The following is a 25,790-nucleotide window of genomic DNA, read 5'->3' as shown; positions in this document are numbered from 1 at the left end:
CTAAAATACATAGGGTTTGTCGCCTTTTTAAGAGATTTTAACGTGATTGTAGGCATTACTGATCAATGAGTTCTCCCAAAGAATGATGAGCTAACGGCTTTGTAAGATATTTTTCAACCCCGATATTATTTTCAGATTTTTGTATATCACCCGGGTCCAAAGAAGAGCTGAGCATATAGACTTTACATTTTTCTCTAACTTCTTGAGGTAATTTTATGTACTCTTCCATGAATTGAAACCCGTCCATTAATGGCATGCGGATGTCTAAAAATATAATATCTGGAAAAAGCGTAATATTATTATCTAATTCCTTAAGATGGTGCAATGCTTCAAGTGCAGAAGTCTTTATTTGAATAGCTACCGGAATTTTTGTTTTTTCGATAATGGTTTTGTTGATGAAATTATCCATTTCAGAATCGTCAACAAGTAAAATCTTTTTTAAGTTCATCTAAGAAACCGTTATAGTTTTTGATTGGGAATAGTTACAAAGAACACAGTCCCTTGATTTGGTTCAGATTCAATCGTAACATCGCCCTTCAATTTATTCAATACTTCTTTGACAATGAACAACCCTATGCCCGAACCCGTGATTCTTGAAGGAACCCTATAGAACATATTGAAGATCTTGTCAAGATGTTCTTTTTCGATACCAGGTCCGTTATCCTTTATTTCCATTGTGGCATAGTCGGCATTTGTTTTAATAGTAATATCGATATATGGGGCGTTACCATCTAAATTGTGATACTTGATGGCATTGGAAATAAAATTGTTCAGTAAAACCGATACCCGTTTTCTATCTGAAATGAAAGGTACTGTATCTTCGACCGAAACTTCTATGGCAATTTTATTTCTGTTTTTCAAATACCACAAACTGGCCAAGGATTCTTGCACCAAGCTGTTAAAATCAATTAATTCTCCTTCAACTTCAACGTGCCTGTTTCTAGAATATTGGATGATGTCGCTAATAAAACCATCTAAATTTTTGATAGCCATATCCATCATGTCCAGTTTTTCTATAAGTTGAGGTTCATTTTCCTCCAACTTAATTATTTCAAGAAGGCCCAGAACAGAACTCAACGGTGCTCTTAATTCATGTGATGCACTATACACAAACTGGTTAAGTTCGGCATTTGTTTTTTCCAGTTCTTTGTTTTTTTCCTCAAGAATTTCCCTCGCTTCTTTTCGTTCCGTTACATCCCTACCAATACCCAACAAATTACCATTGTCCAACATTTTAGCCGTGATTTCGGCATAAAAACGAGTCCCGTTTTTTCGCACCATTAATCGTTCATGAATTATAGGTCTTCCATTTTCAAGTTCTTTAAACTTTATAGGATTTGCAATGATGTCCTCTTTATCGTAAATATCGGTTAAGTTCAGTCCTATGAGTTCGTTGATGGTATAACCCAACATTTCTGCCCCTTTTAAGTTCACTTCCAATACAAGACCTTCAGCACTAGTGAGAAATATTCCATCGGTTGCTTGCTCCACTAGGGTTTTAAATTTGTACTTACTTTCCCTTAATAATTTTGTTTTCTTATGCAAGACCCTGCTAAGATATTGTGGTAACCTAATAAATTGCCACATTATAAAACCACAGAGCAAAGAGAAAAGAAGTCCTAAAATGGAATATAGGGCTACGGTAGAATAGTCTATATTTTTATTCGAAACTACCTTTAGATTCCATTCTGCATTGTTCATGGTTATGGAATGGACGTAGCCCTTATGTCGCTCGAATTTTTTAGAACGAAAGAAAATCTCTTCGGAGTTATCTTTATTAATTTTTGAAAGTTGATAAGAAAAGTGACCATTTTGTATCGAATCCAATCGAATGGAATTCATTAGGGATGGAAGCTTGACTATGGCCGCCGCAAACCCTAAAAAGGAGTCTTCCCTAAAAATGGGAACCCTGCTCACAAAACCCTCACCTCCTTGTTTTAAGGGTATGGGTCCGGCAGTAAAGAACCCTTTTCGCTCTATAGCGGTAAAAGCCCCTGTCTTCCCTATGGAATCCTGTAGAATATTGAAACCTATTACTTGGTTTGTTTCTAAGGGATAAACGTGGGTAATTTCACCTGTACTGTTTACGAGTTCTAAAGCGTCCACATGTTTATTAGAACTAAGTAATATTCTGGCGATGCTGTCAAAATCTTTAGGAACACCATAATTCTCCACTATAAAGCCCAAAGTTGCCGTAGAGGAAAAACTTTGACTTAAAATGTTCTCCAGTTTGTTTTCAATTTCTACGGCGTGTTTGGCCACCTCGATATTTTCTTTCATCTGTAATAGATGAGAATGTTGATAAGTGAGGTATTGGGTGAGTAGCAAAACAAAAAGGAATACCAAGAATCCCATTAGAACGGGATTCTTAAAAATGATTTTTTTTGGCACAGTTTTCATTTGAAAAAAGGAATCGTAGGAATTTTAAAAAGCCATCCGCCTAAAGTAGGAGCAATTTTTAAACAGAAGCTATATAGGTTGCAAATTTGCAACTTATTTCTATAAAAATTATAAGGATTAACGGCATTTCATCTATTTAGAACGCTAATAAACAGTGATTTGTAATTTTTTCCATTGGCAGATCACTTTTTAAAGTTAGACAAGTACACTTATGTCGTACTACATGGTTTTGCAAATTACTCTTTGGAAAGATAAAAAAGGGCTATTTTTAATATTCATAGTTAGCCAAATTGAAAAAATTAGAACGTAGTTTATCCCTAACATCTGTAGTCGCCATCAGTATTGGAGGTATGTTGGGCAGTGGTATTTTTGTGCTACCTGGTTTGGCGGCGGCAAAAACGGGCTCATCGGTTTGGTTGGCCTACCTCTTGGCCGCTGTTTGTATTTTGCCCGCGGCGCTGTCCAAATCTGAGTTGGCTACGGCAATGCCTTCGTCTGGAGGGACGTACGTTTATATTGAACGGGCTTTCGGACCCCTGTTCGGCACTATAGCGGGTATTGGCCTATGGCTATCCCTTCTACTAAAAAGTGCCTTCGCTTTAGTTGGTTTTGGGGCTTATCTCACCGTATTGGTAAATATAGAGACGGGTATTACGAAATATATTGCCTTGGTCTTTTTGGTCGTGATTCTCTTTTTGAACATCCTAGGGGTAAAGAAAGTGGGTAAGGTTCAAATTGTAATTGTTTCCATCAGCCTTATCAGCCTTGCCTTGATCTTGATTTTTGGACTTCCCAGAACCTCTGCGACACTTTTAGACCCCTTTATGCTTAAAGGTAAAATGGGATTGTTTACCACGGTGGCCTTTGTTTATATTTCTTATGCAGGCGTGACCAAAGTAGCTGCGATTGCCGGAGAAATCAAAAACCCGAGTATGAATTTGCCCAGGGCTATGCTACTGTCATTGTTCATAATGACCGTGATATATGTGGTAGTTGCATTCGTGCTCGTGGGTAACTTGCCATTAGAAGCATTGAAAACAGACATTAAACCCATTTATTCCATTGCCAATCTTCTAGGGGGAAGTGCCATTGGTTATATAGCTGCGATTGTAGGTGTCATTACCTTGATCTCAATGGCAAACTCTGGAGTTTTGGCTGCTTCTCGATTTCCTTTTGCTATGGCGAGGGACAAACTACTTCCTGATTTTATGTCCAAGATTCATTCCAAGTACTTAACGCCCGTGGTCACTATTACGATGACATGCTTCGTCATGGCACTTGTAATATTATTCTTAGATGTGGAGAAGATTGCCAAGTTGGCCAGTGCATTTATGGTGATGATGTTTATTTTGGTGAATGCATGTGTCATCGTTCTACGAGAAACATCGGCACAATGGTATGCTCCTCCTTATAAGTCGCCCCTTTATCCTTTTGTTCAATTGTTCGGTATTTTTACTGGAATCGCTTTATTGATTTTATTGGGGATGGGCCCTTTACTGGCCATTATCATTATTCTTGCCATTGGGTTTTTAATTTACTTCTACTTCGGTAAAAATGCCACAAGAACAGGAATTCTACGGAAATATGGACATAGGCCGGCCTTGTATCTATTTTATAAAAGAAAGGGTAAAGGGCAGATAACCTATAGAAACAATCAAGCGGGCATACTTCAAAATTTAGATGGAAAATTGGCGTCCGATGCCGGGGTCGTCGTACCCTTACTAGGAAATGAAAGGTCACCAGAAATGCTGGTAGAAATAGCCGCCGCAATTAATAAACGAGATAAGATTCAAGCGGTGAACATCACCGAGGTGCCCAATCAAACATTTTTGGACGCTATGGTCGAGGAGAATCCCAAAATTGCTTCATTAGAACGGCGCATCTCCCAATTGGCCATTTCAAGAAACGTCAACATCGATTTTGAGGCTGCCGTTACCCATGAAATTTCGGATACCATACACGAGCTAAGTAATCAAACCAATTGTGATTGGTTGGTCATGGGCTGGAACGGAAGGGCGCATAGCGGTATTTTGGTCAGCAATCCAATAGGTTGGTTGCTGACGAACATTAATTCAGATTTTGCACTTTTTAAAGATGTTGGTGTCAGACATATAGGTAAAGTATTGTTGGCACTTAGACCAGGGCGTAAGGACAAGAATTTTATCGCCGTAGCCGATAGAATATGCTCCTTTTACAATGCTTCCTTGACCTTGTTACATGTAGTTCAAGACGATATGGAGGAAGAAGAGGTCGAAGCCATGCGCAATCACTCTGTAACGCTTTTACGAAAAGTGCCTACCCAAAGTTCGGTCATTATTGAAAAAAGTAATGACTCGATAACCACGATATCCACTATTTCGGCAAGTTATGATTTACTTATTTTAGGAACACCACAGAAAGATAATTGGATCCGTATACTCTTCGGAACAGGTAAGGATAAATACACCGAAAAATCTGCATGCTCTGTCTTGAGATTAACAATGAAAGATCATTGACTAGATTTTCGTTCATTCGTTTCTAACATTGGTTTAATGCTTATTTTTACCCAAAATAATTTCAATGTTAGAACTTGCCGGCATTATAATTCTTGGAATACTTGCACAATGGGTGGCTTGGCGTTTAAAATTGCCTGCAATTTTACCTTTGATCCTCATAGGATTATTGGTCGGACCGATATCCACTTTATATACCTTGGATGGTTCAAAAATTATTGAACCAATTTGGAATGGGGATAAAGGACTATTTCCGGGCGAAGGATTGTATTATTTCGTTTCCTTGGCTATAAGTATTATTCTGTTTGAAGGTGGACTCACGCTAAAACGTTCGGAAATCAGTAGTATTGGCCCGGTAATTACCAAGTTGATAACATTAGGAAGTGTCACCACATTTTTTACAGCTGCATTGGCGGCTTACCTTCTTTTTGGGCTTTCATGGCAACTTTGTTTCTTGTTTTCAGCTTTAATCATTGTAACAGGGCCGACCGTAATTACACCCATTCTTCGGAATATCCCCCTAAAAAAGGATATATCTGCCATACTTAAATGGGAGGGTATTTTAATTGACCCGATCGGGGCGTTGGCTGCCGTGTTGGTGTTTGAGTTCATAAGTGTAGGTGAGGGCCAAGCGTATACCAAAACGGCTTTAATCGAGTTCGGAAAGATATTACTGTTCGGTTTTACCTTCGGCTTTGCGTTTGCACATGCACTGACATTTCTGATCAAGAAGAATTTTATTCCCCACTATTTGCTGAACGTTGTTTCATTGTCGGTAGTACTGGGAGTTTTTGTAATGTCAGATATTTTCGCACATGAATCAGGACTATTGGCCGTGGTCGTAATGGGTATGGTTATGGGCAACACAGACTTACCCAATATAAAAGAACTGCTGTATTTTAAGGAGTCCTTAAGCGTATTGTTGATATCTATTCTTTTTATCTTGCTTTCCGCTAACATCGACATTGCGGATCTTGAATTGATTTTTACTTGGCAAACAGCAGTTTTGTTTTTGTCGATTGTATTTATTATCAGACCTCTTGGCGTGTTCTTAAGCTCCATTGGGTCTAATTTAAAGTTTAACGAAAAATTGTTTATAAGTTGGGTTGGTCCTAGGGGTATCGTAGCAGCAGGTATCGCCTCCCTTTTTGGGTCCAAATTATTGTCCAAAGGGGAAGCGGGAGCAGAATATATAACCCCCTTGGTGTTTATGATCGTGCTGGGCACGGTATTGTTGAATGCCACTACGGCACGCATATTTGCCAAGTTGGTTGGAGTTTTCTTGAAAAAGTCAGAAGGTATTTTAATATTGGGAGCATCAAAAGCACCTAGGTTGATAGGTAATTATTTACATCAGAACGATAGGCACGTCGTATTGATTGACAATAACCAATCCAATATTGATAAGGCTAAAAAACTGGGCTTGGAGGCCATATCGGCGAATATTTATTCAGATACCTTGACCGACAATATCGAACTTAACGATATTGGGTATCTAATGGCCTTAACCGGAAATTCAGATATCAATAGGTATGCAATCAATAAATTTCAGGATGCCTTTGGCGAAAATGGCTCTTTTAGATTGGTCGATTCAGATGAAATGGGGGATCCGGAAAATAATCCCAAAGAAGGTTTATTTTCACACACGGATGATTTTATAAAGTTAACAGAAGCCGCAAGAAAGTATCCGGCCGTACATGAAATAGAACTTCACGACACAGAGCATTACGAAGGGTTGATCGAAATAACGAAAGCTGATCCAGATATCGTTCCGTTATTTCTTAAAAATCTAGAAGGTGATATTCAAATTATTACCGCTTTCAGTAAAGATTTCACAGATATTCAGGAAGGGTATAAATTGGCCTATTTAGGCAAAATGTTTCCTACCGACGAGCCTGAGCTAGAGAAAAAAACCACTGAAACCTCTTAATCGTTCAGTTTAAGAACGGCCATAAATGCTTCTTGTGGTATTTCAACATTACCAACTTGGCGCATACGTTTCTTTCCTTTTTTCTGCTTTTCTAAAAGTTTTCGTTTACGTGAAATATCACCACCGTAACATTTGGCGGTTACGTCCTTACGTAGGGCCTTTATGGTTTCCCTAGATATAATTTTAGATCCTATGGCCGCTTGTATAGGAATGTCGAACTGTTGTCTTGGAATAAGCTCTTTCAGTTTTTCGCACATCTTCTTGCCAATTGTAGTTGCATTATCAAAATGGATCAAAGCAGAAAGGGCATCTACGGGTTGGGCGTTCAACAATATGTCAACGCGCACCAATTTAGAGGTACGCATGCCTATTGGGGTATAATCAAACGAAGCATAACCCTTCGAAACGGTTTTTAAACGGTCATAAAAATCGAATACAATTTCCGCTAAGGGCATGTCGAAATTAAGTTCTACACGCTCCGTAGTCAAATAGGTCTGATTGGTAATCTGCCCCCTTTTTTCAATACATAGAGACATCACGTTGCCCACAAAGTCGGCTTTTGTAATGATAGTAGCTTTTATATAAGGCTCTTCAACACGGTCTATGGTTGATGGATCGGGCAAATCGCTAGGGTTGTTTACAATCAAAGGAACCTCACTGTCTTTACGTGTAAATGCGTGGTAACTAACGTTTGGTACGGTGGTAATTACCGTCATATCGAACTCGCGTTCCAAGCGTTCTTGTATAATTTCCATATGCAGCATCCCCAAGAACCCACAACGGAAACCAAAGCCCAAGGCCGCACTACTTTCTGCGGCAAAAACCAAGGATGCATCGTTCAGCTGTAATTTTTCCATAGAAGAACGTAGCTCTTCAAAATCTTCGGTATCTACAGGATAGATTCCCGCAAAGACCATGGGTTTTACATCCTCGAAACCTGCAATGGGATTTTTGGTAGGGTCCGCTGAATCGGTAATGGTATCGCCCACTTTCACTTCCCGCGCATCTTTTATTCCGGTAATCAAATAACCTACATCACCGGCTTTTATTTCTTTTTTAGGATGCTGTATTAATTTCAAGGTGCCTACTTCATCGGCATAATAACTTTTATCGGTGGCAACGAATTTTATTTTCTGACCTTTCTTTATGGATCCGTTTACCACCCTAAAATAGGTCTCAACCCCTCTAAACGGATTGTAAACAGAATCGAAAACAAGGGCTTGTAGCGCTTCGTCAGGATTGCCTTTTGGGGCTGGGATGCGTTCTATAATGGCCGTTAAAATTTCCTCAATGCCAATACCGGTTTTAGCACTGGCAGGAATTACATCCTCTGCCTTACATCCTAACAAATCGACGATATCATCGGTAACTTCCTCAGGGTTGGCACTCGGCAGATCCACCTTGTTCAAAACAGGAATAATTTCCAAGTCGTTTTCCAAGGCCAGGTAAAGGTTTGAAATGGTCTGTGCCTGTATGCTCTGAGCGGCATCAACCACCAATAGTGCGCCTTCACAAGCGGCAATGGATCGTGAAACCTCATAGGAGAAATCAACATGGCCAGGAGTGTCAATAAGGTTTAAGATGTACTGTTCCCCTTTATAGGTATAATCCATTTGAATGGCATGGCTTTTTATGGTAATGCCACGCTCCCGTTCAAGATCCATACTATCTAATAATTGCTCTTTTTTCTCCCGTTCCGTAACAGAGCCCGTAAAATCTAAGAGACGATCGGCCAAGGTGCTTTTACCATGGTCTATATGTGCGATTATGCAGAAATTTCTTATGTTTTTCATAGCGGTACCAGTAATCATAAAGCTAGTTAAAAACCTAAATAGTTCTAGGTTTTAAAAGAGCAATTGCAAATATAATCTAATTTATTGCGCTATGCTTTGGGGTCAATATCAATTTATTGCTACCTAAGTGTGCATAGATTACAAAAATTGTAAAGGAAAACAATGGATTTTCGTTAGATTTGGAATTCAACCCAAACCAAAATTGAAACTACTACTTGCGACTTTAGGTATTGCACTGGGTATTTCCCAAAGTGTAATCGGACAAACCTTTGAGTTGAGAGGGGAGGTCAGGAACCAATATAGGGAACCCATAGCTTTCGCTTCCGTTTTCCTATTGACCGTGACCGACTCCACCTTGGTCAAAGGTACCTCTGCGGATGAAAATGGTAGTTTTTCAATTACGAATATCAACGAAGGACTTTATTTTTTAAAGGCATCCTATGTAGGGCAAATTTCTGAAAACCTTACGATCGAAATTTTAAGGGATACGAAGATAGGCGCGGTCATTATTGAACAACACGTTGAGGAGTTGAACGAAGTAACCGTAAGCGGAAATAGGCCTGTGGTAGACCGAAAAGTGGACCGTATCGTTTTTAATGTTGAAAACACCGTGATTTCACAGAGTAATTCGTGGGATATTCTAAAACAAACCCCCGGAGTTATTGTTACGGGAGATGAATTGCAGGTTCGAAACCAAGCCACCACAATCTATATAAATGACCGAAAAGTACAATTATCCCCAGAAGAGGTACGTAATTTATTGGAAAATTACCAAGGGGAAAACATAAAATCGGTTGAGGTTATTTACAATCCACCAGCTAGTTACGATGCAGAAGGTGGCTCCATTCTGAATATCATCACCAGTAAAAATATCTCTTTAGGGTATAAGGGTAATGTCAGTGTCGGCTACACCCAAAGTGTGTTTCCGAAATATAATTTTGGCACCTCCCATTTCTACAAGACAGACAAATTGAACGTTAATGCCAGTTATACTTTTGCTCCCAAAAAAGAGTTTAAGAACACCTTGAACGATATTAATTATAGAAATGAAACCGGTATTTTTTCAATTTGGAATACTGATTTTGACCAAGTCGTACGTAACAATTCCCATACAGCTGGTCTTGTTGTAGACTATGAGTTCGACGATAGTAATACCTTAAGCCTTACCTCGAACGCACAGCTGCAGCCAAAAAAAGAATCTGATTTTTTTCAGAAGACGACCATGAAAAATGGGCTAGGTGTCTTGGACTCTACATTTACGACAGGCAGTTTTTTGAACGAAGAGAAAAATAATCTATCTGGAGATCTAACCATTAAACATCGCTTTAAGGAAAACCAAAATCTTAGTGTAAATGCACACTATACCTATTTTGATCTTAGCCGCTCCCAAGATGTCAATTCCGATTACTTTTTGCCTGACGGTTCGTTTATCCGTGATTTTAATTTTTTTACTAACGCAGACCAGCAAATCAAAATCAAAACGGCCCAAATAGATTATAGCAGTATGGGAAATTGGTCTTTTGAAACTGGACTTAAGGGATCTTTTATTCATTCGGAGAGTATTCTTGACTATTTTTTAAGGAATAGTGGATTAGTGTTCGTTCCTAATTTATCGGACGATTACAGCTACGATGAAAAAGTGTTTGCAGGCTATTTCAGCTTATCCAAAGATTGGGAAAAATGGAGTATAAAAGCAGGCTTAAGAGCTGAGCAGACAGAGAGCAACGGAGTATCGCTAAATGTGGCTGAGATAAATGGACTAAACTATTTCGAACTTTTTCCTTCGGCATACATTCTACACAACATCAATGAAAACCATAGCCTCTCTTTTGACTATTCCAGAAAGCTAAAACGGCCGAGGTATGATGACCTGAATCCTTTTAGGACCTATATTAACGAACGAACGTTTGAAGAAGGAAACCCCAATTTACTGCCCAGTTTTAGTAATAATTTTAATTTGAACTACACCCTGAACCAAGAATATTTTTTTGATTTTTATTTTCGGGACAACGGACGGTATATTTCAACACTTACCTTTCAGGACAATGAAAACCAGGTTTTAAGGGATATCACCCAAAATGTATTGAAAAGTACTTCCTATGGCTTTGATTTTACCTATGGGAAGTCGATCAGCAATAATTGGTATGTATATAGTTATATTTCCCTTTTTCATGAAGACGAAACGTTCATGGCCTTACAAAGTGACGCTTATTCATATAACAATCAGTTTAATGGAGCTTATGTTGACCTGACCAATTATTTGACCCTTTCCAAAGATGGTACTTTTAAAGGTGAACTAGGGTTTGTATATATGTCAGGCTATTTGCAAGGGTCTTATATACAGGAGGAATCTACGAATCTAACGTTAGGATTTAGAAAATCTTTCATGAAGAACAGGGCTATTTTGAGTATTAGTGCCAATGACCTTTTGGGGAAGTATAATTCCTACATCAATTCAAATTATTTAAATCAGGATAACCGCTATTTGGTTAGGCCAGAAACACAATACGTCCGCTTTGGATTCACTTATAATTTTGGAAATTTCCGTTTAGAGGACAACCAGCGGGAGATTGAAAAAATTGAGCGCGAACGCTTAGAATGATTGTAACTATTTATTTTTCAACAAGGTAGGTATAGGACTGTTAAATAGTTGACTTTTCTGTCAGACATTTCCGATTTACTTTCCTATTTTTAGCCCCAACACATATTAAGAATGAAGAGGGATTATATCATATCACTTCTTCTTGGGCTAACGGTTTCCCTCACCTTTGCCCAAGAGTTTCGTATTACCGGATTAGTTCTAGACGTTGAAGAGCGTCCTATCGCTTTAGCCAATATACTTTTACTAACCACGGAAGGCACTTTTGTCAAAGGAACCGTAACAGACGACAACGGAGCTTATGAATTCACTTCGGTTATCGGGGGAGATTACCGAATTGCTGTCAGTTATTTCGGAGACACTGTTGAAAGTTCCATATTTCAAGTATCCGCAGATACCGCTATGGAAACCCTAGTTCTCAACAATGCCCAAGAATTGGATGAGGTTACCGTTACCCGACAAAAACCTAGGCTTGAACAATTGGCGGATCGGTTGGTTTTTAACATAGCCAACACGGCACTTTCTGAAAATGATATTTGGGATGTTTTAAAGCGTACCCCCGGGGTAATGGTGATGGATAATACGTTGTATATTAACGGAAGCCCCAATGTTAGTGTCATGATCAATGGAAAGCGCATCAATCTGCCACAAGAGGATCTTATAAACCTGCTTTCCGGCAATTCTGCGGGCAATGTAGAATCTATTGAGGTCATTACGAGTCCACCCGCAAAATACAGTGCGGAAGGAGGTCTGATGATCGACATAAAAATGAAGAAAAACCTAGTTTCAGGCTATAACGGCTCTGTCTTCAACCGGTATACGCAAGGCGTATTGCCAAAACATACGTTGGGAATGGACCATTTTTTCAAGAGTCGAAAGGTGGATTTTTCCACAAACTACAGTTATAGTGATGATAGGGACTGGGTCAGGTACACTGAAATCACCAATTTTTTTGAAAACGGCACAGCTAATGAAACATGGGCGGCCGAGCAGAAATCCATTGACCGAAGAAAGGGCCACAACCTCAATCTGTTCCTAGATATTGAGCTTGATGACAAGAACACCCTTAGTCTATCTTCCAATACGAGTTTTTCGCCGAATATGCTGCGCGCTTTTGACTCCCGAACCGAGATATCCGATACCGATGGTAATCGATCGGCTCGCTGGCAGAGTAGCAATACCTCTAACAACGATGTGTTCAATACCGCCTATTATTTGGATTGGATCAACAAGTTAAATGATAAGGGTGCTGAACTATCGGTGAACGCCCATTTCACCTATTATGATTTTAAGCAAAATCAACAATTGAACAATACCATTTTTGATGAAGAATCGCAATTTATCTCACAGAATACTTTTTCGGTAGGTTCGGATCAAATCATCAATTTATATAGTGTACAGACCGATTTCACACTTCCTTTGAATCAACATACTACGATGGAAACGGGCGCGCGTTATGCGGTCATTAATTCTGAGGCCAGTATCGTTCAGGCAGGGTTTGATCAATTGAGGGCGGGCGTAAACCCAACAGAGTCTGGTGTTTTTAATTATGACGAAGATATATATGCCTCTTACATAAGCTTTAATAACAGCTGGGAAAACTGGAAACTGAATGTCGGTCTGCGGGCAGAGTATACAGATACCAATGGTAAATTGGATACCGGCGCAAATGTAAACAACAACGAGTACCTTAACTGGTTTCCCTCCCTTTCGGTATCATACATCCCGAATAAAAACGGGTTCTTCTTAAAGTCCTACAGACGTATTATCCGACCCAAGTACAACGTCATCAATCCATTTCAATTCTATCAGACTGCAAATTCCATTGAGGAAGGCAATCCCAACCTCAAACCGGCCTATAGAGATTATGTTCAATTGGATTATGTTTATGACAAGGCGTATAAGTTGGTCTTGTTTGGTGGAAAACAGAGCAATGAACAATCTCAACAGGTTTTTCAAGACAACAACGCAAATATTTTGCGCTTGCAATATATAAACCTTAAGACCAATTATTATTATGGTGCCGACGCCAGTTTTTCAAAGGACCTTACCACCTTTTGGAACACCTTTTTTTTAATAAGCCATTTTTACGACGAGGACAGTTTTACCGATCTAAACTCGAACACCATTATTAAAAATTCTATTTGGACGACTCATATCCGTGCTACCAACAGCTTTACTTTTTTAAGTGACCGATCTCTTTTTGCCGATATAACATACACCCATTTTTCACCACGCATCAGAGGTAATTCCCGAATCGAGTCATATGGTAAATTAGGATTGACAGTTCGTAAGACCCTATGGAACAAAGCGGCAAGTGTTTCATTGGCCATAGAGGATATCTTCAATGACAATAATAAATTCGCTACCAGAAACTATCTAGACCAGAATAATAGCACATTTACCAGAGCAGAGAACAGACTGTTCGTCTTTGGATTCCGATATAAGTTTGGCAACACAAGAATTAAGGATAACTATAAACGAAAAAATACCGATGAGGGTAACCGTTTATAGCATACCTTTCCTTAATCACTTCACAGTTCAACCTACTCCTTCCTTTCTGTAATAAAAGGATTGGTATTTCCCGTTCCACCGTTATTTCTGTTACTTGACAAACCTAAATACGTGACGTCATGAGATAATACGGGAAGGCATAATTTTCAATCTTCCATAAAAAACTTAAGGAGCATTTTTATCCACGGCCCTATACAAGATATTTGTGGTAGGGTTAAAAATAGACATTGTGGGCACGCCTTATTCCGGTGCTTAACATCCGGGCTTTAACACCCCTGAAATTTTAAGTAATTTTCATCAAAACCAACGGAAATGTTGGGGCGCTTACACTCAAATGAACCTTTTACGTTACGGTCATTGTAATCAGCCCAATTTTGGCTTAGAGGTTGCCGCTTATCTCCTTCAGGTAAACGTCCTATAAATTTCATGCCCTATGGTTTCTAATCATTGAAGTTACGTTCTATAGAACGGTCATAGACCAGTTTAACAACCTTTACGTATTTTATATAACTTTGCATCCCAAAATTAGAAAAGCCCATGCCTAAAATAGGAGACATACAACTGCCTGATTTTCCGTTGCTTTTAGCGCCTATGGAAGACGTGAGCGACCCCCCTTTTCGTGCCCTCTGTAAAGAGCATGGTGCCGATGTGGTGTATACCGAGTTTATATCATCCGAAGGCCTGATCCGTGATGCCGCTAAGAGCCTTATGAAGTTGGATATCTATGAAAAGGAACGCCCCGTTGGCATTCAGATTTTTGGCGCCAATTTAGAGAGCATGTTGCAATCTGTGGAGATTGTAGAGAAATCGAATCCAGATATTATTGATATCAATTTCGGCTGTCCCGTAAAGAAAGTGGTATCTAGAGGAGCAGGTGCAGGAATCCTCAAAGATATAGACCTGATGGTTTTCTTGACGGAGGCTATGGTCAAACATACCCAACTACCCATTACCGTTAAGACCCGCTTGGGCTGGGATGATGATTCCATAAAAATCGTTGAGGTGGCCGAACGTTTACAGGATGTAGGCTGTAAAGCTATTTCCATCCACGGGCGTACCCGGGCGCAAATGTATAAGGGCAATGCGAATTGGCATCCGATAGCAGAGGTGAAGAACAATCCCAGGATGCACATTCCCGTATTCGGCAATGGCGATGTGGACACCCCGGAAGCGGCTATGAAAATGCGCGACGAATTTGGATTGGATGGTGCTATGATCGGCAGGGCCAGTATTGGCTATCCTTGGGTTTTTCGTGAAATCAAACACTTTTTCGAAACAGGCACCCATCTAGAACCTCCTACGATGGTCGAACGGGTAGCTGCCGCTCGCCGTCACCTACAAATGTCCATTGATTGGAAAGGCGAAACCCTAGGTGTTTTTGAAACCCGAAGACACTATACCAACTATTTCAAGGGGATTCCCAATTTTAAGGAACACCGTATGAAAATGGTCACCAGTGACGATTCGGCATCGGTCTTTCAAGCCTTTGATGAGGTGTTGGAGCTTTTTGGGGATTATCAGTTCGACATCCCATAGGTAAGGAAAATAAAAATAGTACTACAGCAAGTCTCGCATTAAACTAAGGGGCCGTGCTTATCAGCTTTTTGTTAATGCGGCTACTGGCAATTTTAGAGGCGATAATTCCTAAAATAACGATGGTCGCCAGTACGATGACGATGTTGACGAACTCAAATTTTACGGGATAGGCCAAGGAAGGTGTGATGCGCAACCAACCAAAGAATAGTTGGGACCAAATAAGCAGCAACCCTATGAGCACTCCTATCAATCCGCCAAAACCGGTCACCAATACGCCTTGCACAAAATAAATGCGGCGTAGTTCGGCAATGGTTGTGCCAAGACTGAAGAGCGTTTTTGAATTCTGTTGTTTGTCCAGAATCATCATGATTATGGCGCCAACTACATTGAAAAGTGCAATAATCAATACCAACGTAAAAATAAGGTAGGTGGCGACATTTTCGGTATTCAACATTCTATAGAGCGTACTGTTCAGTTCCTGTCTGTTTTTAAGTTGAACACCGGGCCCTAAAATAGCTTTTAGTTGTGGCCTAATAGCGCTGGGCTCTACACCATCCTTCATTTTAAAGTTGATGCCTGAAACCTGTAGGGAATCCTTTTCTAATAAGGCTTGGGTCAACCGCAGATTTGCAAAGACATATTTGTTATCCAAATCGGCCTCCACGGCATAGACACCCCCAATGACCATAGGCAATTGATTATACAGCGATGAAATACTTTGCTGGGAAATGGAGCCTTTGCCAGGTTTAAAGGCATAAATCTGTATCGGACTACGAAATTCGTTAATGGTGACCCCTAAAATATTTGCAATTCCCGATCCAGATACCACCTGTGAATCGTTAATAGTCCAATCGCCCATATAAATGGTGCTATCGATTCCGGTGACTTTGGTATAATTACTGTCGACACCTTTGATGTACGCAATATGGTTTTTACCACGGTGTTCCAAAGAAACTTTCTCCTCCAATTCTTTGGAATAAAAAGCTAAGCCCTCTACGGCCAGTAGTTTTTGCTCTTGTTCTGTCGTTAGTGAAAAGGTTTTTCCAGCTACGGGAAGGGCTTTTAGTTGTGGATCAAAAGATTCGGTAAAGGAAAGGCTAAAGGTCTTTAATCCGGCGAAGGCCGAAAGCACAATAAACAGTGCTGCAGAACCAATGACAATAACTAAAAACGTAATAAAATTAATGATGTTTACCGCATTCTGTGTGCTTTTCGAACGCACATAGCGTTTGGCGATATAGAGCGGAAAATTCAAACGATCAGGACTTTTTTCGTTTCGGCAGTAACTCCCTGTTTTCAATAGGATTTTCCTCGCGCTTCAAGGACTTTTCAATATTCTCGATATAATCTAACGAATCATCTAAGTAAAACAAAAGTTCGGGTACCCTGCGCAACTGGTTTCGGGTACGTTGTGATAATTCGTGTTTTATAAGGGGCTGATTCGATTTTATCCCTTCCATCAATTCGCCGGCCTTATCGTTCGGGAAAATACTAACGTAAATCTTGGCGATAGACAGGTCGGTGGTCACGTTCACTTTGGAAACGGAAATAAGGGTGCCTCGCAACCCACCATCAATGGCTGCCTTTTGTAGAATGTCTACAATATCCTTTTGAATGACCCCTGCTATTTTACGTTGTCTTTGCGTTTCCATACTGCAAAAGTACATAGAAAAATGTATCTTGACCGCTATGCAACCCATCCTGAAGCAAATAAGGCATGAAAAAAATAGAACATTTGGGCATAGCGGTAAAAAACTTGGACGCTTCCAATGCACTTTTTGAAAAATTATTGGGGGTTGCCCCTTACAAACAAGAAGCGGTAGCCTCGGAAAGCGTACGTACCTCCTTCTTTCAAAACGGCCCTAACAAGATAGAATTAGTAGAGTCAACGGACCCTAACGGACCTATTGCCAAATTTTTGGAGAAAAAGGGCGAAGGAATTCACCATGTGGCCTTCGAGGTTGATGATATTCTTGCTGAAATGGCCCGATTAAAGCAGGAAGGCTTTACACTTTTAAATGAAAAACCTAAAAAAGGAGCCGATAACAAATGGGTGGCTTTTGTGCATCCAAAAAGTGCCAACGGGGTTTTGGTAGAACTTTGCCAAGAAGCTCCACTCCAAAACAATTGAACGATAAACCATAAGCATTAAGATTACAGGCGAAGTTCCTGCCGGATTAATATGCTAGCGGCCTTAAGCCATCGAAGTGATAAAACGCAGTCAGGTGGTAAAATAAGCTTACTAGATAATCGAAATTTAAATGCTTGGACGCTTGCGTCGAAATCAAACATGAATTCATATTCAATGCCTCGTGGGCTTGCCCCGAGGTAGTTTACTAGAAGTATGCATAAAAATCTTGTGTCGATTAAAAATAAGTGGTAATATTGCATCCGCAATTCGCGGGTCCTATAGCTCAGTTGGTTAGAGCACCTGACTCATAATCAGGTGGTCCCTGGTTCGAGCCCAGGTGGGACCACAACAATGATCAAACCCCTTCAAGAGATTGAAGGGTTTTGTTTTTACACCAGTACAAAATCAGTACAACATTTTTTTATTATTCCAATCTTCTTGTTTGTATGGTTTTGCAAATTGAAAACTTATCCCTTACAAGGTGAATAAGTCAAACAACTAAAAAAGAAAAAGGATGCGAATTTGGAGGAATAGCTTTTTTCTCTTTTAAAACTATTCTATTAAAATGCCATTTTAGGGGACAAGTGATAATAAACTATATTATAATTTAAATAATGAATTTGATTTAATGGGAAGTTCTCTGACACGAACCTTACAGGCGTTATAAATTGCATTTGTTATTGAGGCCGCTACAGGGCCTTGAGCAGCTTCCCCAACTCCTAAAGGTTCTAGTTCGTTTCTTTCTATTATGTCAACATGAATCTCAGGGGATTCCATGAACCTAAGAACTGGATATGAATTCCAATCTAAACTGGAAATATGTTTTTTATCAAAATGAACTTTTTCCAAAAGTGTCCAACTAGTTGATTGAATCATACCTCCTTCAATTTGATTTTTAAGTCCGTCTGGGTTTATCACCTCTCCCGAATCAACAACTGCCCACATTTTTTTAACTATCAACTTTTTTCGCCTATTTACTTTTACTAGAGTCGCAATAGCTATATAAGATGAGCTATTGGAATATCTTGCAAATGCATATCCAATACCTTCATTTTCCTTTTTTTTTATTTTTGATGTATTCTCCTGCAATCTTTTCAAACAATCAATTGCCCGACCATCTTCCAAGTGCTTGATACGGAATTTTAAGGAATCAATTTTTACGGAAACCGCTAGTTCATCCATGAACGACTCTATAGCAAAGACATTGGCATATGCTCCTAAGGACCGCAAACCGGACTGTCTTAAAGGACCGTGAAAAAAATGGGCTTGAATATCAAAGTGTTCAATTTTGTAGTAAGGTACAGAATTTCTAACTGCGCCATATTTAAACCCATATCCTGGCACTGGATAACCTTTCTCTAAAAATCTTGCGGGCAATAAACTCTCTGGGCTTCTTCCTGGTCGGGTACCATGTCCATCTGTCCAGAAATCATATTTCCAGCCCGTGATTTGGCCTGATTCACTTAATCCTGCTTTTAATTTCATTACCATAGCCGTTCCGTAAGGTTCCCAACCATGCTCGTCATCCCGCATCCATTGTAGGCGAATATGTTTGTCAGGATATTGCGTCGCCATTATTGCAGCTTCCGCTGCTGCGTCATCAGCCCCGTTATGACCATAACAACCTGATGCTGGTACGCCTTTTATATGGATGTCGTTCTCTGGTAATTTCAATAAAAGAGCAAGTGATTTTCTCAGAGGATAGATTCCTTGGCTGTGGGTCCAAACATCCAATTTGCCGTCGGAATAAAAAGCGATTGCACATGAGGGACCATTAGCTCCATGCATTATGTAAGGTTTATAATAGCTAGCGGAATATTGTTTAAAAGATTGTTCTATTGAATTCCGAAAACTACCTTTTTCCTCTATCTTTTCCGTCTCTACGGGAAGGTTTAACAAGTAGTCTTTTAGAAATCCGACCTCGGGTAAATTTTCTTCATTAGCCCATTGACATAACATAGTTGCCTTTGACTTCAATTTAATAGCCTGATATTCCTCTTTGGTCAAAACACCTAAAAAGCTTCCAATCTGAACGAATTTGATAAAACCGGCCATCTTGCTTAATTCACTATTGTCTATAGCGATTAATTTAGCTGTGTAAGCAGTAGGTCTTATCACTCTGGCATGCACCATATTGGGAAAACGTAAGTCTTGTATAAAGACAGGCTTTCCTCGCACCATATCTTCGATATCCTTTCTATGCAATGGCTTGCCCACGTAATTTCTTATGGTTTTACTTCTAATTTCTTTTGGTTGAAACACTTCTGTATTGATTTGTCTTCCCTCCAACAACTCAAACAAACTTATATCCTCCTTTGAAGAATTTATATGGCCGTTCTTAAGCGTAATAGAAGAAATAGGAACATTCCATTTTGTTGAAGCCATCTCTAAAAGTACTTCCCTAGCAGCTGCAGCTGCATTACGAATCGACATTCCACTTGACTGAATAGATACGCTGCCTACTGTATAACCTTCATCAGGTGTAACTCCTGTTTCAACAAGAGTTATTTCTATTAAATCTAGTTTCGTATTCAGTTCTTCAGCAGCAATTTGCATCAATGCGGTTCCTATTCCTTGACCTAATTCTATCTTTCCTGTTAAAATTCGAATTTCCCCATTTTCCAAAATTTGTAGCCAAGAATCGATTAAATTATTATCTGGTTTAGGGCCAAATCTTTGTATATCATTTTTTCCACCGCTAGTTTTGGTCCTAGTGCATGCTGCGCCCATCAGTGAAAAACCTACACTCACGTAACCTAGTTTCTTTATAAAACTTCTCCTATTGGATATCATCTTATTTATTTTTTATAAGCTCTTTTTATTGCTTTAATTGCCCTGGTATGAACACCACATCGACAGATATTCTGATTTAACTTTGCACGTATCTGAAAATCATCAGGCTCCTTATTTGTAGTCAATAGGTCAACAGCTGCGATTATTAGGCCATTAAGACAATACCCGCATTGAGCCGCCTGTTCATCTACAAATGCTTTTTGAACTTTATGGAGCTCCCCATTTTTTCCTAAAAGCCCTTCTAGTGTGGTGATTTTTGAATCATTAAGGTTTTTGACAAGTAGGGAACATGAGGTGGTCGCTTTGCCATTGATAAGTACCATACAGGCACCACATTGTGAGAGACCGCAACCATATTTTGGTCCGTTCAGTTTTAATTGATTGCGCAGAACGTAAAGTAGTGGTGTATTCGGGTCGACTTCTAGTTCGTAATTATTTCCATTTACATGTAGAATCATAAGTGTAAGTCTTTACACAAATCTTGAAGTAATTTGCCTAAAGTCCTATTGAAATCATGAATTCATCACACAAATTTCACTAAGAATTTCGATATTGAATTGCGGTAGTTTTTGTCAATCTTTTAAAAGACACATTGAATGATGATAAATTATTGAAACCACATTCATAGGCTATAGCTGATATTTTATAGTCTTTATATTTTTTTGCCCTCAACATTTTTTTTGCCTCTTCAATTCTATATTTAGCAATAAGTTGTGAGTAGTTCATGTTATAGGATTGGTTGATAACTTGAGAGAGTTGTTTGGGTGTAATCCCAACAAAGGTACTTAGACTGGTTAGCGAGAGCTCTTGATTTAAATATAACTTTTTACCGGCCAGTGATTCAGCAAGTAAACTACTGTACATTTCAATTTCTTCCGGGCTTAAATTAGAATTGAGGTATTTGTTATTCACTATTTTTAGTAGTGCTGGATTTTGTATTACCCATATAGTTAATAAAACAATAATGATGGAAAAAAGGAATGTATCGCCTGGATAATATGGAATAATAGAAAAATATATTAATAAGTAATTGAGGAACATGGCAATGGTGGCAATCGATAAAATTATCAACCACTTGTTTTGTAATTCTTGTTTATTGTTGGATTGCTTAGGTAAATATTTGAGCCCTTCATACAGGGCCATTAGTGAATAAGTCGTCCCATGGATGAATATCCCAATATGGAAAAGCCATGAATACGAATCATCATTGACGGGTATGATTCCACTGAAGAAAATAACTATCACAAAAGGTATAAAATGCATTAGTAGGTAAGGCCTGTTCCATGTGAACCTGAAATATTTGATGTTTTTAGAAAAAAGCCATAGTAAAGGTCCAATAGCCAACAAAAAACCTAGAAATACAACAAGGTAAGAGCTTTCAATAGAATAGTATCCATGAAATAAGGATTTACCTATTCTGACACTAAATAGTATAAAAAATATAGCCAAAAAAATATAACCCTTTTCCTTCCTACTTTGAATAATTAGAAGAAAAAGACCGAAAAATAAGCCGATTATTACGCCGATACTTCCAAATATTGTCTGAATCAGTTTGTACGTTTCTTGGCTGAATTCCATTTAAACTAATTAACCAAATGTTGTTCTAATTAAGTAATCTTAAATTTTTATAGATAAGTTTATCTAGCGGCAAAAGGTTTCTTTCAAAAATACTAATTTGAAAATTTTGATAGATCCGTAAAACAATCATTTTAACGGACTCTATCTTTCGCATCAAAAAAAAACTTTTTAAATTACATTAACTAATTCATTGTAATTTTTCAAACTGGTTTCCGTTTCTTCTCCTTTTTCTTTTACGTATATTTAGAAAGAAGAACAATATATTCCAATGGATTAATTTATCCAAAAATCGGGAAAATCTCTTGCCAAGGTCAGGATGAAAACGGACCTTTTACTAAAGTAAAATATAGGAAGCAGTAGGACTAATATGATACTTTTTATCTTGGCCGTTTTTGTTTTTTTGATTCTCGTAGTATCCGTCTTTCTTAGTTTTCGTTCCTTGTTAGATTATTATAAGATCTATCTGGTCCTCTTTATCCTAATGGTCCTAGGTGTATTATGGACCGCCTATTTTTTACGAATCACAGAACCATCTTGAAAGCGATAGACATTCCTTTAAGATTGTGCCCTTAAGAAAATCTCTTATCAAGAATTACCATCTTATTAATTTGGATGAGGTCAATAATAATTATTTGTCGAAATTAGAGGTTCCTAAAATTGGCATGGCTACACTTTCCGCCCCTTTTTATTGCCCTCACTGGTTAGTAAATTTTCTTAGGTCTTTGTTCGAGCCATAAATTACCAGGATATCATTTTTTTCCAATATCGTATCGGGTGATGCTACCCCTTGTACGAGGTCTTCGTTTCTACTTTTGCCTACATTACTTTTTACCTCTGTTTTTTTAATGGTGGTAAGGGCCAGTAGGTTATATTTTGCCCTTAATTGTATTTCTCTAATTGTTTTCCCGATAAATTGGGTGGGAACACTGATCTCTATGATACTAAAATCATCATTTAGTTCAAATGAATCTACGACATTGTTAAGACATAATTTTTTTGCCCAACGCTCAGCGGTTTCCTCTTCGGGGTGAACAATTTCATCAACCCCAATAGCGAATAGTACTTTTTCGTGCAAGGGGTTAATGGCCCTGCTTATCAGTCTTTTCACCTTTAGGTTCTTAAAAATGGCCGTTGTCATTACGTTGGCTCCTTGTTCTTCGCCAATGGCGATAATAACGACATCGGTGTCGTTTAGGGGTAGTCCTGCTACGGTCAATTCGTCCATGGCATCCATGCAAATGGTATGGGAAATTTTTTCTTTTAGGGAATCGACTTTATACATGTTATTGTCAATTCCGATTACCTCATTCCCTTGAGAGGTAAGTTTTTCTGCCAATGAAGCTCCAAAATTTCCAAGACCAACAATTATAAATTTCATTTCTCTTTTTTTACTAATTAATGGTTATTTCTTCTGTAGGGTACCGGTAGTTTTTGTGTTTTACTTTTTTAAATAATGCCACCATAATCGAAAGCATACTCACCCTGCCCACGAACATGATGACGATGACGATTAGTTTACTGACCCAACTTAAACTTGCCGTAATGCCCAAGCTTAGACCAACGGTACTATAGGCCGAAAAACTCTCGAAAGCGATATTGAGCAGACCCTTTTCGGGATCGAATAGGGTAATGAGTATGACGCCTAAACCAATGACGATCAAGGATAAGGAAATGGTGGCAAAAGCTCTTCTTACCGAAATATCGGCTATTTCCCTCCTATAAATTTCAATGCGGTTTTTTCCTTTGGCCAAACTTATGATATTTAAACTGGCGATGGCAAATGTACTTGTTTTGATACCCCCGCCTGTAGAGGCTGGTGAAGCTCCGATCCACATCAGTAAAAATGTAATCATTAAGGTAGGAAAAGCCAGGGCCGTCATATCTACCGAGTTAAAGCCGGCCGTTCGAGGGGTAGCTGCACCGAACAGGGCAACCACTATTTTTCCGAAAAATGTATGTTCGGCAAGTGTATTATTATATTCCAGTATTAGAAAAAGAAAAAATCCTAGGGTTGTGAGTAACAAGGTGGTAATAAGATTAATTCTACTATTAATTTTCAGGACCCAAGGTTTATAGGTTTTCTTTTTTGGACCGCGTGAAAACAGATTTAAGAAAGTATGTTTTAGGTAGGTTAGAATATTTACAACAATAGGAAATCCCAAGCCACCCAACCCAAAGGTGATGATCAAAATCAATTGTAAACCATAATTGAATCGAAAACCACTTTCATAAATACTAGAGTGTAGTGTTGAAAAGCCTGCATTACAAAAACTTGAAATAGCGTGGAAGATCGAAAAAAAAGCCCTTTCGGAAAAAGGACTTATTAGCGTGGTATCTAGTGTAAAAAATATGCATACAGCAGCACCTAATTCAATGGTGGCGGTAATTAAAATTATATTTTTCAAGGTTTTAAAAACATCCCCTATTTTTTGGGAGTTGTTCATTTCGCTTAGACTCAACTGATTTTCATAAGTACTACCGCCTTTAAAGAAATAACTGAAATAGCTGGCAAAGGTTAAAATGCCCAAGCCTCCTACCTGAATAAGAAAAAGGATAATGCATTGCCCAAAAGTGGTGAAATAAGTGCCGGTATCCACTACGATAAGTCCGGTTACACACACTGCGCTTGTAGCGGTGAACAAAGCATCGATATAGGACAGGCCATTATGCGTGGCGTTGGGCAGCTTTAACATAAATGTACCAAAGAGTATAATCAATAGAAAACTTATGATGAACAACTGCGCAGGGTTGAGAAAGGCACGGCTGTAATTTATTTTGACCTCTGAGAGCTCACGTATGAAAGAAAGAATGACCGCCAAGACGACCCAAATAGGGTTTTCAAGAATTAAATCCGTTGTAAATGCCTCCCCGATGAAAAGGTACATGAAAAATACAAAAACGGTATAGATAACTGAAATCAGGTCGAACACCCAGACCTTACGCTTAAATGGATTGGGGTTATTTAAAAATCGGGCAAAAGTGGAAACCAGCCCTAAGGTGATGACTATAAAGTAAAAACCATCGATAAATTGTTGGGCGGTATAAGACTGGCTAAATCCAAAATGAAAAATAAAGGCAAACATACCAAGTACACTTGCCCACAACGCAGTTTGGTGTAAATGGCTCAAATTTAATTTCATTCAATAAAAGTATTCATTTATCGCAAAAAAATATTCCATAATCTATTGTAAAATGAGTTTAGATTTTAGCTCACTAAATAGTAGAAGCCACAGAAACGAGTTTAAAAGATTGATGAACAAAGTACTTTTCAAATAACAATTCCTATCCCTAGCATTGAACTTTAGATTTGTTTTAGATTTAAGTTTAACCTTCTATAGGAGTTGAGAAGATATAATGTAAATGAAGTAGTCGTATTGGTCAAAATCCAAACTTATATACCTCTCTCTTGAAAAAACCATAGCGGTACTTTATGAACAGCTTAGGAAGTCGAATCTCGGCTAATTTTCAATACATTCCTATGTTAGATAGGTATGATGGGTCAAATTAAAGTACAATCAATAGTTACTGTCTTTTTAAATTGCTTTTCAATAACTTACAGTGCTATTTGCATAGCAATCAACAACTATAAGTTGCGTAATTAAAGATAGCGACCAACAACCCCTTGAATTCGTATCTGTATATAATAGAACTGTTGAAGATTCGAGCCGTTTAATGGCTAAGGCTACCACGGATCAAGAGGGGATATTCAATATAGGGAATGTGCCTTTTGGGCAGACTATGAAATTAAAGTCCAATTTTTAGGGTCTAAGACCATTCCTAAGGCAGTTTCCGTGGAAAAAAGTTGACCGGCCTGGATGTTGGTACCTTGACCATAAAGGATGACGTCACCCAATTGCAGGGGTTCGGGCAAGGGCGCAAAAACACCACAAGGACTGATTATTAATGAAAAAGCTACCTTAAGTCGGTAGGGAAGGTCTACGATAGATTTATTGAGAAACACCTATACGATTTTGTAGATGCTGAGGGAGGAAAAGCTTACAGGGCATCTACGCTTATTTTGTTG

Annotated in this window: 18 protein-coding genes and 1 tRNA gene; 7 read left to right on the top strand and 12 right to left on the bottom strand. The window is 38.8% G+C overall.

The genetic code is table 11. From position 1 onward, the window contains the following. Positions 1-55: 55 nt before the first annotated feature. Both ACNR9Q_RS03240 and ACNR9Q_RS03235 read right to left on the bottom strand, forming a co-directional pair. On the bottom strand, positions 56-448 hold the full coding sequence (locus ACNR9Q_RS03240) for a response regulator (RefSeq protein WP_419213173.1): 393 nt from the start codon (positions 446-448) through the stop codon (positions 56-58). Between the two features lie 11 nt (positions 449-459). Next, positions 460-2,391: an ATP-binding protein gene (locus tag ACNR9Q_RS03235; RefSeq protein WP_419213172.1), complete on the bottom strand. Its 1,932-nt coding sequence runs from the start codon at positions 2,389-2,391 to the stop codon at positions 460-462. Between the two features lie 299 nt (positions 2,392-2,690). Between ACNR9Q_RS03235 and ACNR9Q_RS03230 the strand changes: the two genes are divergently transcribed. After that, positions 2,691-4,895, top strand: coding sequence for an APC family permease (locus tag ACNR9Q_RS03230; protein ID WP_419213171.1), 2,205 nt, complete (start codon positions 2,691-2,693; stop codon positions 4,893-4,895). Positions 4,896-4,959: 64 nt separating this feature from the next. Further along, a complete protein-coding gene (locus ACNR9Q_RS03225) occupies positions 4,960-6,822 on the top strand; it encodes a cation:proton antiporter (RefSeq protein ID WP_419213170.1) in 1,863 nt (620 codons plus the stop codon). On the opposite strand, the gene lepA is transcribed toward ACNR9Q_RS03225, so the two are convergent. Continuing rightward, entirely contained in the window at positions 6,819-8,615 is a 1,797-nt protein-coding gene (gene lepA, locus ACNR9Q_RS03220; protein WP_419213169.1) for a translation elongation factor 4, read from the bottom strand. The two genes, ACNR9Q_RS03225 and lepA, sit on opposite strands and share 4 nt — an antisense overlap. Positions 8,616-8,817: 202 nt before the next feature. Here lepA and ACNR9Q_RS03215 point away from each other — a divergent pair, with 202 nt between their 5' ends. Further along, entirely contained in the window at positions 8,818-11,217 is a 2,400-nt protein-coding gene (locus tag ACNR9Q_RS03215) for an outer membrane beta-barrel protein (protein WP_419213168.1), read from the top strand. Between the two features lie 111 nt (positions 11,218-11,328). Continuing rightward, positions 11,329-13,728: a TonB-dependent receptor domain-containing protein gene (locus tag ACNR9Q_RS03210; RefSeq protein WP_419213167.1), complete on the top strand. Its 2,400-nt coding sequence runs from the start codon at positions 11,329-11,331 to the stop codon at positions 13,726-13,728. A 266-nt stretch (positions 13,729-13,994) separates the two neighbouring features. Here ACNR9Q_RS03210 and ACNR9Q_RS03205 read toward each other — a convergent pair whose 3' ends face one another. Next, entirely contained in the window at positions 13,995-14,156 is a 162-nt protein-coding gene (locus ACNR9Q_RS03205; RefSeq protein ID WP_419213166.1) for a hypothetical protein, read from the bottom strand. A gap of 109 nt (positions 14,157-14,265) precedes the next feature. On the opposite strand from ACNR9Q_RS03205, the gene dusB reads away from it, so the two are divergent. Further along, complete coding sequence (dusB, locus tag ACNR9Q_RS03200) at positions 14,266-15,264, top strand: tRNA dihydrouridine synthase DusB (protein ID WP_419213165.1); 999 nt, start codon at positions 14,266-14,268, stop codon at positions 15,262-15,264. A 43-nt stretch (positions 15,265-15,307) separates the two neighbouring features. Here the strand turns inward: dusB and ACNR9Q_RS03195 are convergent, their stop codons facing one another. Then, positions 15,308-16,519, bottom strand: a complete 1,212-nt coding sequence (locus ACNR9Q_RS03195) for an ABC transporter permease (protein WP_419213164.1) — start codon at positions 16,517-16,519, stop codon at positions 15,308-15,310. Positions 16,520-16,523: 4 nt separating this feature from the next. After that, complete coding sequence (rbfA, locus tag ACNR9Q_RS03190; RefSeq protein ID WP_419213163.1) at positions 16,524-16,916, bottom strand: 30S ribosome-binding factor RbfA; 393 nt, start codon at positions 16,914-16,916, stop codon at positions 16,524-16,526. A 65-nt stretch (positions 16,917-16,981) separates the two neighbouring features. On the opposite strand from rbfA, the gene mce reads away from it, so the two are divergent. Both mce and ACNR9Q_RS03180 read left to right on the top strand, forming a co-directional pair. Next, positions 16,982-17,395 carry a methylmalonyl-CoA epimerase gene (mce, locus tag ACNR9Q_RS03185; RefSeq protein ID WP_419213162.1) on the top strand — a complete coding sequence of 138 codons (414 nt, stop codon included), beginning with the start codon at positions 16,982-16,984 and terminating at the stop codon, positions 17,393-17,395. Between the two features lie 272 nt (positions 17,396-17,667). Then, positions 17,668-17,741, top strand: a tRNA-Ile gene (locus ACNR9Q_RS03180). Between the two features lie 254 nt (positions 17,742-17,995). On the opposite strand, the gene ACNR9Q_RS03175 is transcribed toward ACNR9Q_RS03180, so the two are convergent. The 6 genes from ACNR9Q_RS03175 to ACNR9Q_RS03150 form a co-directional block, all read right to left on the bottom strand. Then, positions 17,996-20,188: a molybdopterin cofactor-binding domain-containing protein gene (locus ACNR9Q_RS03175; protein ID WP_419213161.1), complete on the bottom strand. Its 2,193-nt coding sequence runs from the start codon at positions 20,186-20,188 to the stop codon at positions 17,996-17,998. A gap of 5 nt (positions 20,189-20,193) precedes the next feature. Next, positions 20,194-20,646: a (2Fe-2S)-binding protein gene (locus tag ACNR9Q_RS03170; RefSeq protein WP_419213160.1), complete on the bottom strand. Its 453-nt coding sequence runs from the start codon at positions 20,644-20,646 to the stop codon at positions 20,194-20,196. Between the two features lie 79 nt (positions 20,647-20,725). Then, a complete protein-coding gene (locus tag ACNR9Q_RS03165; protein ID WP_419213159.1) occupies positions 20,726-21,331 on the bottom strand; it encodes a helix-turn-helix domain-containing protein in 606 nt (201 codons plus the stop codon). A gap of 1,129 nt (positions 21,332-22,460) precedes the next feature. Next, positions 22,461-23,144: a potassium channel family protein gene (locus ACNR9Q_RS03160; RefSeq protein WP_419213157.1), complete on the bottom strand. Its 684-nt coding sequence runs from the start codon at positions 23,142-23,144 to the stop codon at positions 22,461-22,463. 13 nt (positions 23,145-23,157) lie between these two features. Beyond that, complete coding sequence (locus ACNR9Q_RS03155) at positions 23,158-24,906, bottom strand: potassium transporter TrkG (protein ID WP_419213156.1); 1,749 nt, start codon at positions 24,904-24,906, stop codon at positions 23,158-23,160. A 596-nt stretch (positions 24,907-25,502) separates the two neighbouring features. Further along, positions 25,503-25,727, bottom strand: coding sequence for a hypothetical protein (locus tag ACNR9Q_RS03150; protein WP_419213155.1), 225 nt, complete (start codon positions 25,725-25,727; stop codon positions 25,503-25,505). Between the last annotated feature and the right edge of the window lie 63 nt (positions 25,728-25,790).

Source organism: Maribacter sp. X9 (genome assembly GCF_048537565.1).
Lineage (GTDB): Bacteria > Bacteroidota > Bacteroidia > Flavobacteriales > Flavobacteriaceae > Maribacter.
The sequence above is the reverse complement of the archived record's forward strand: the minus strand, read 5'-3'. Positions and strand labels throughout refer to the sequence as shown.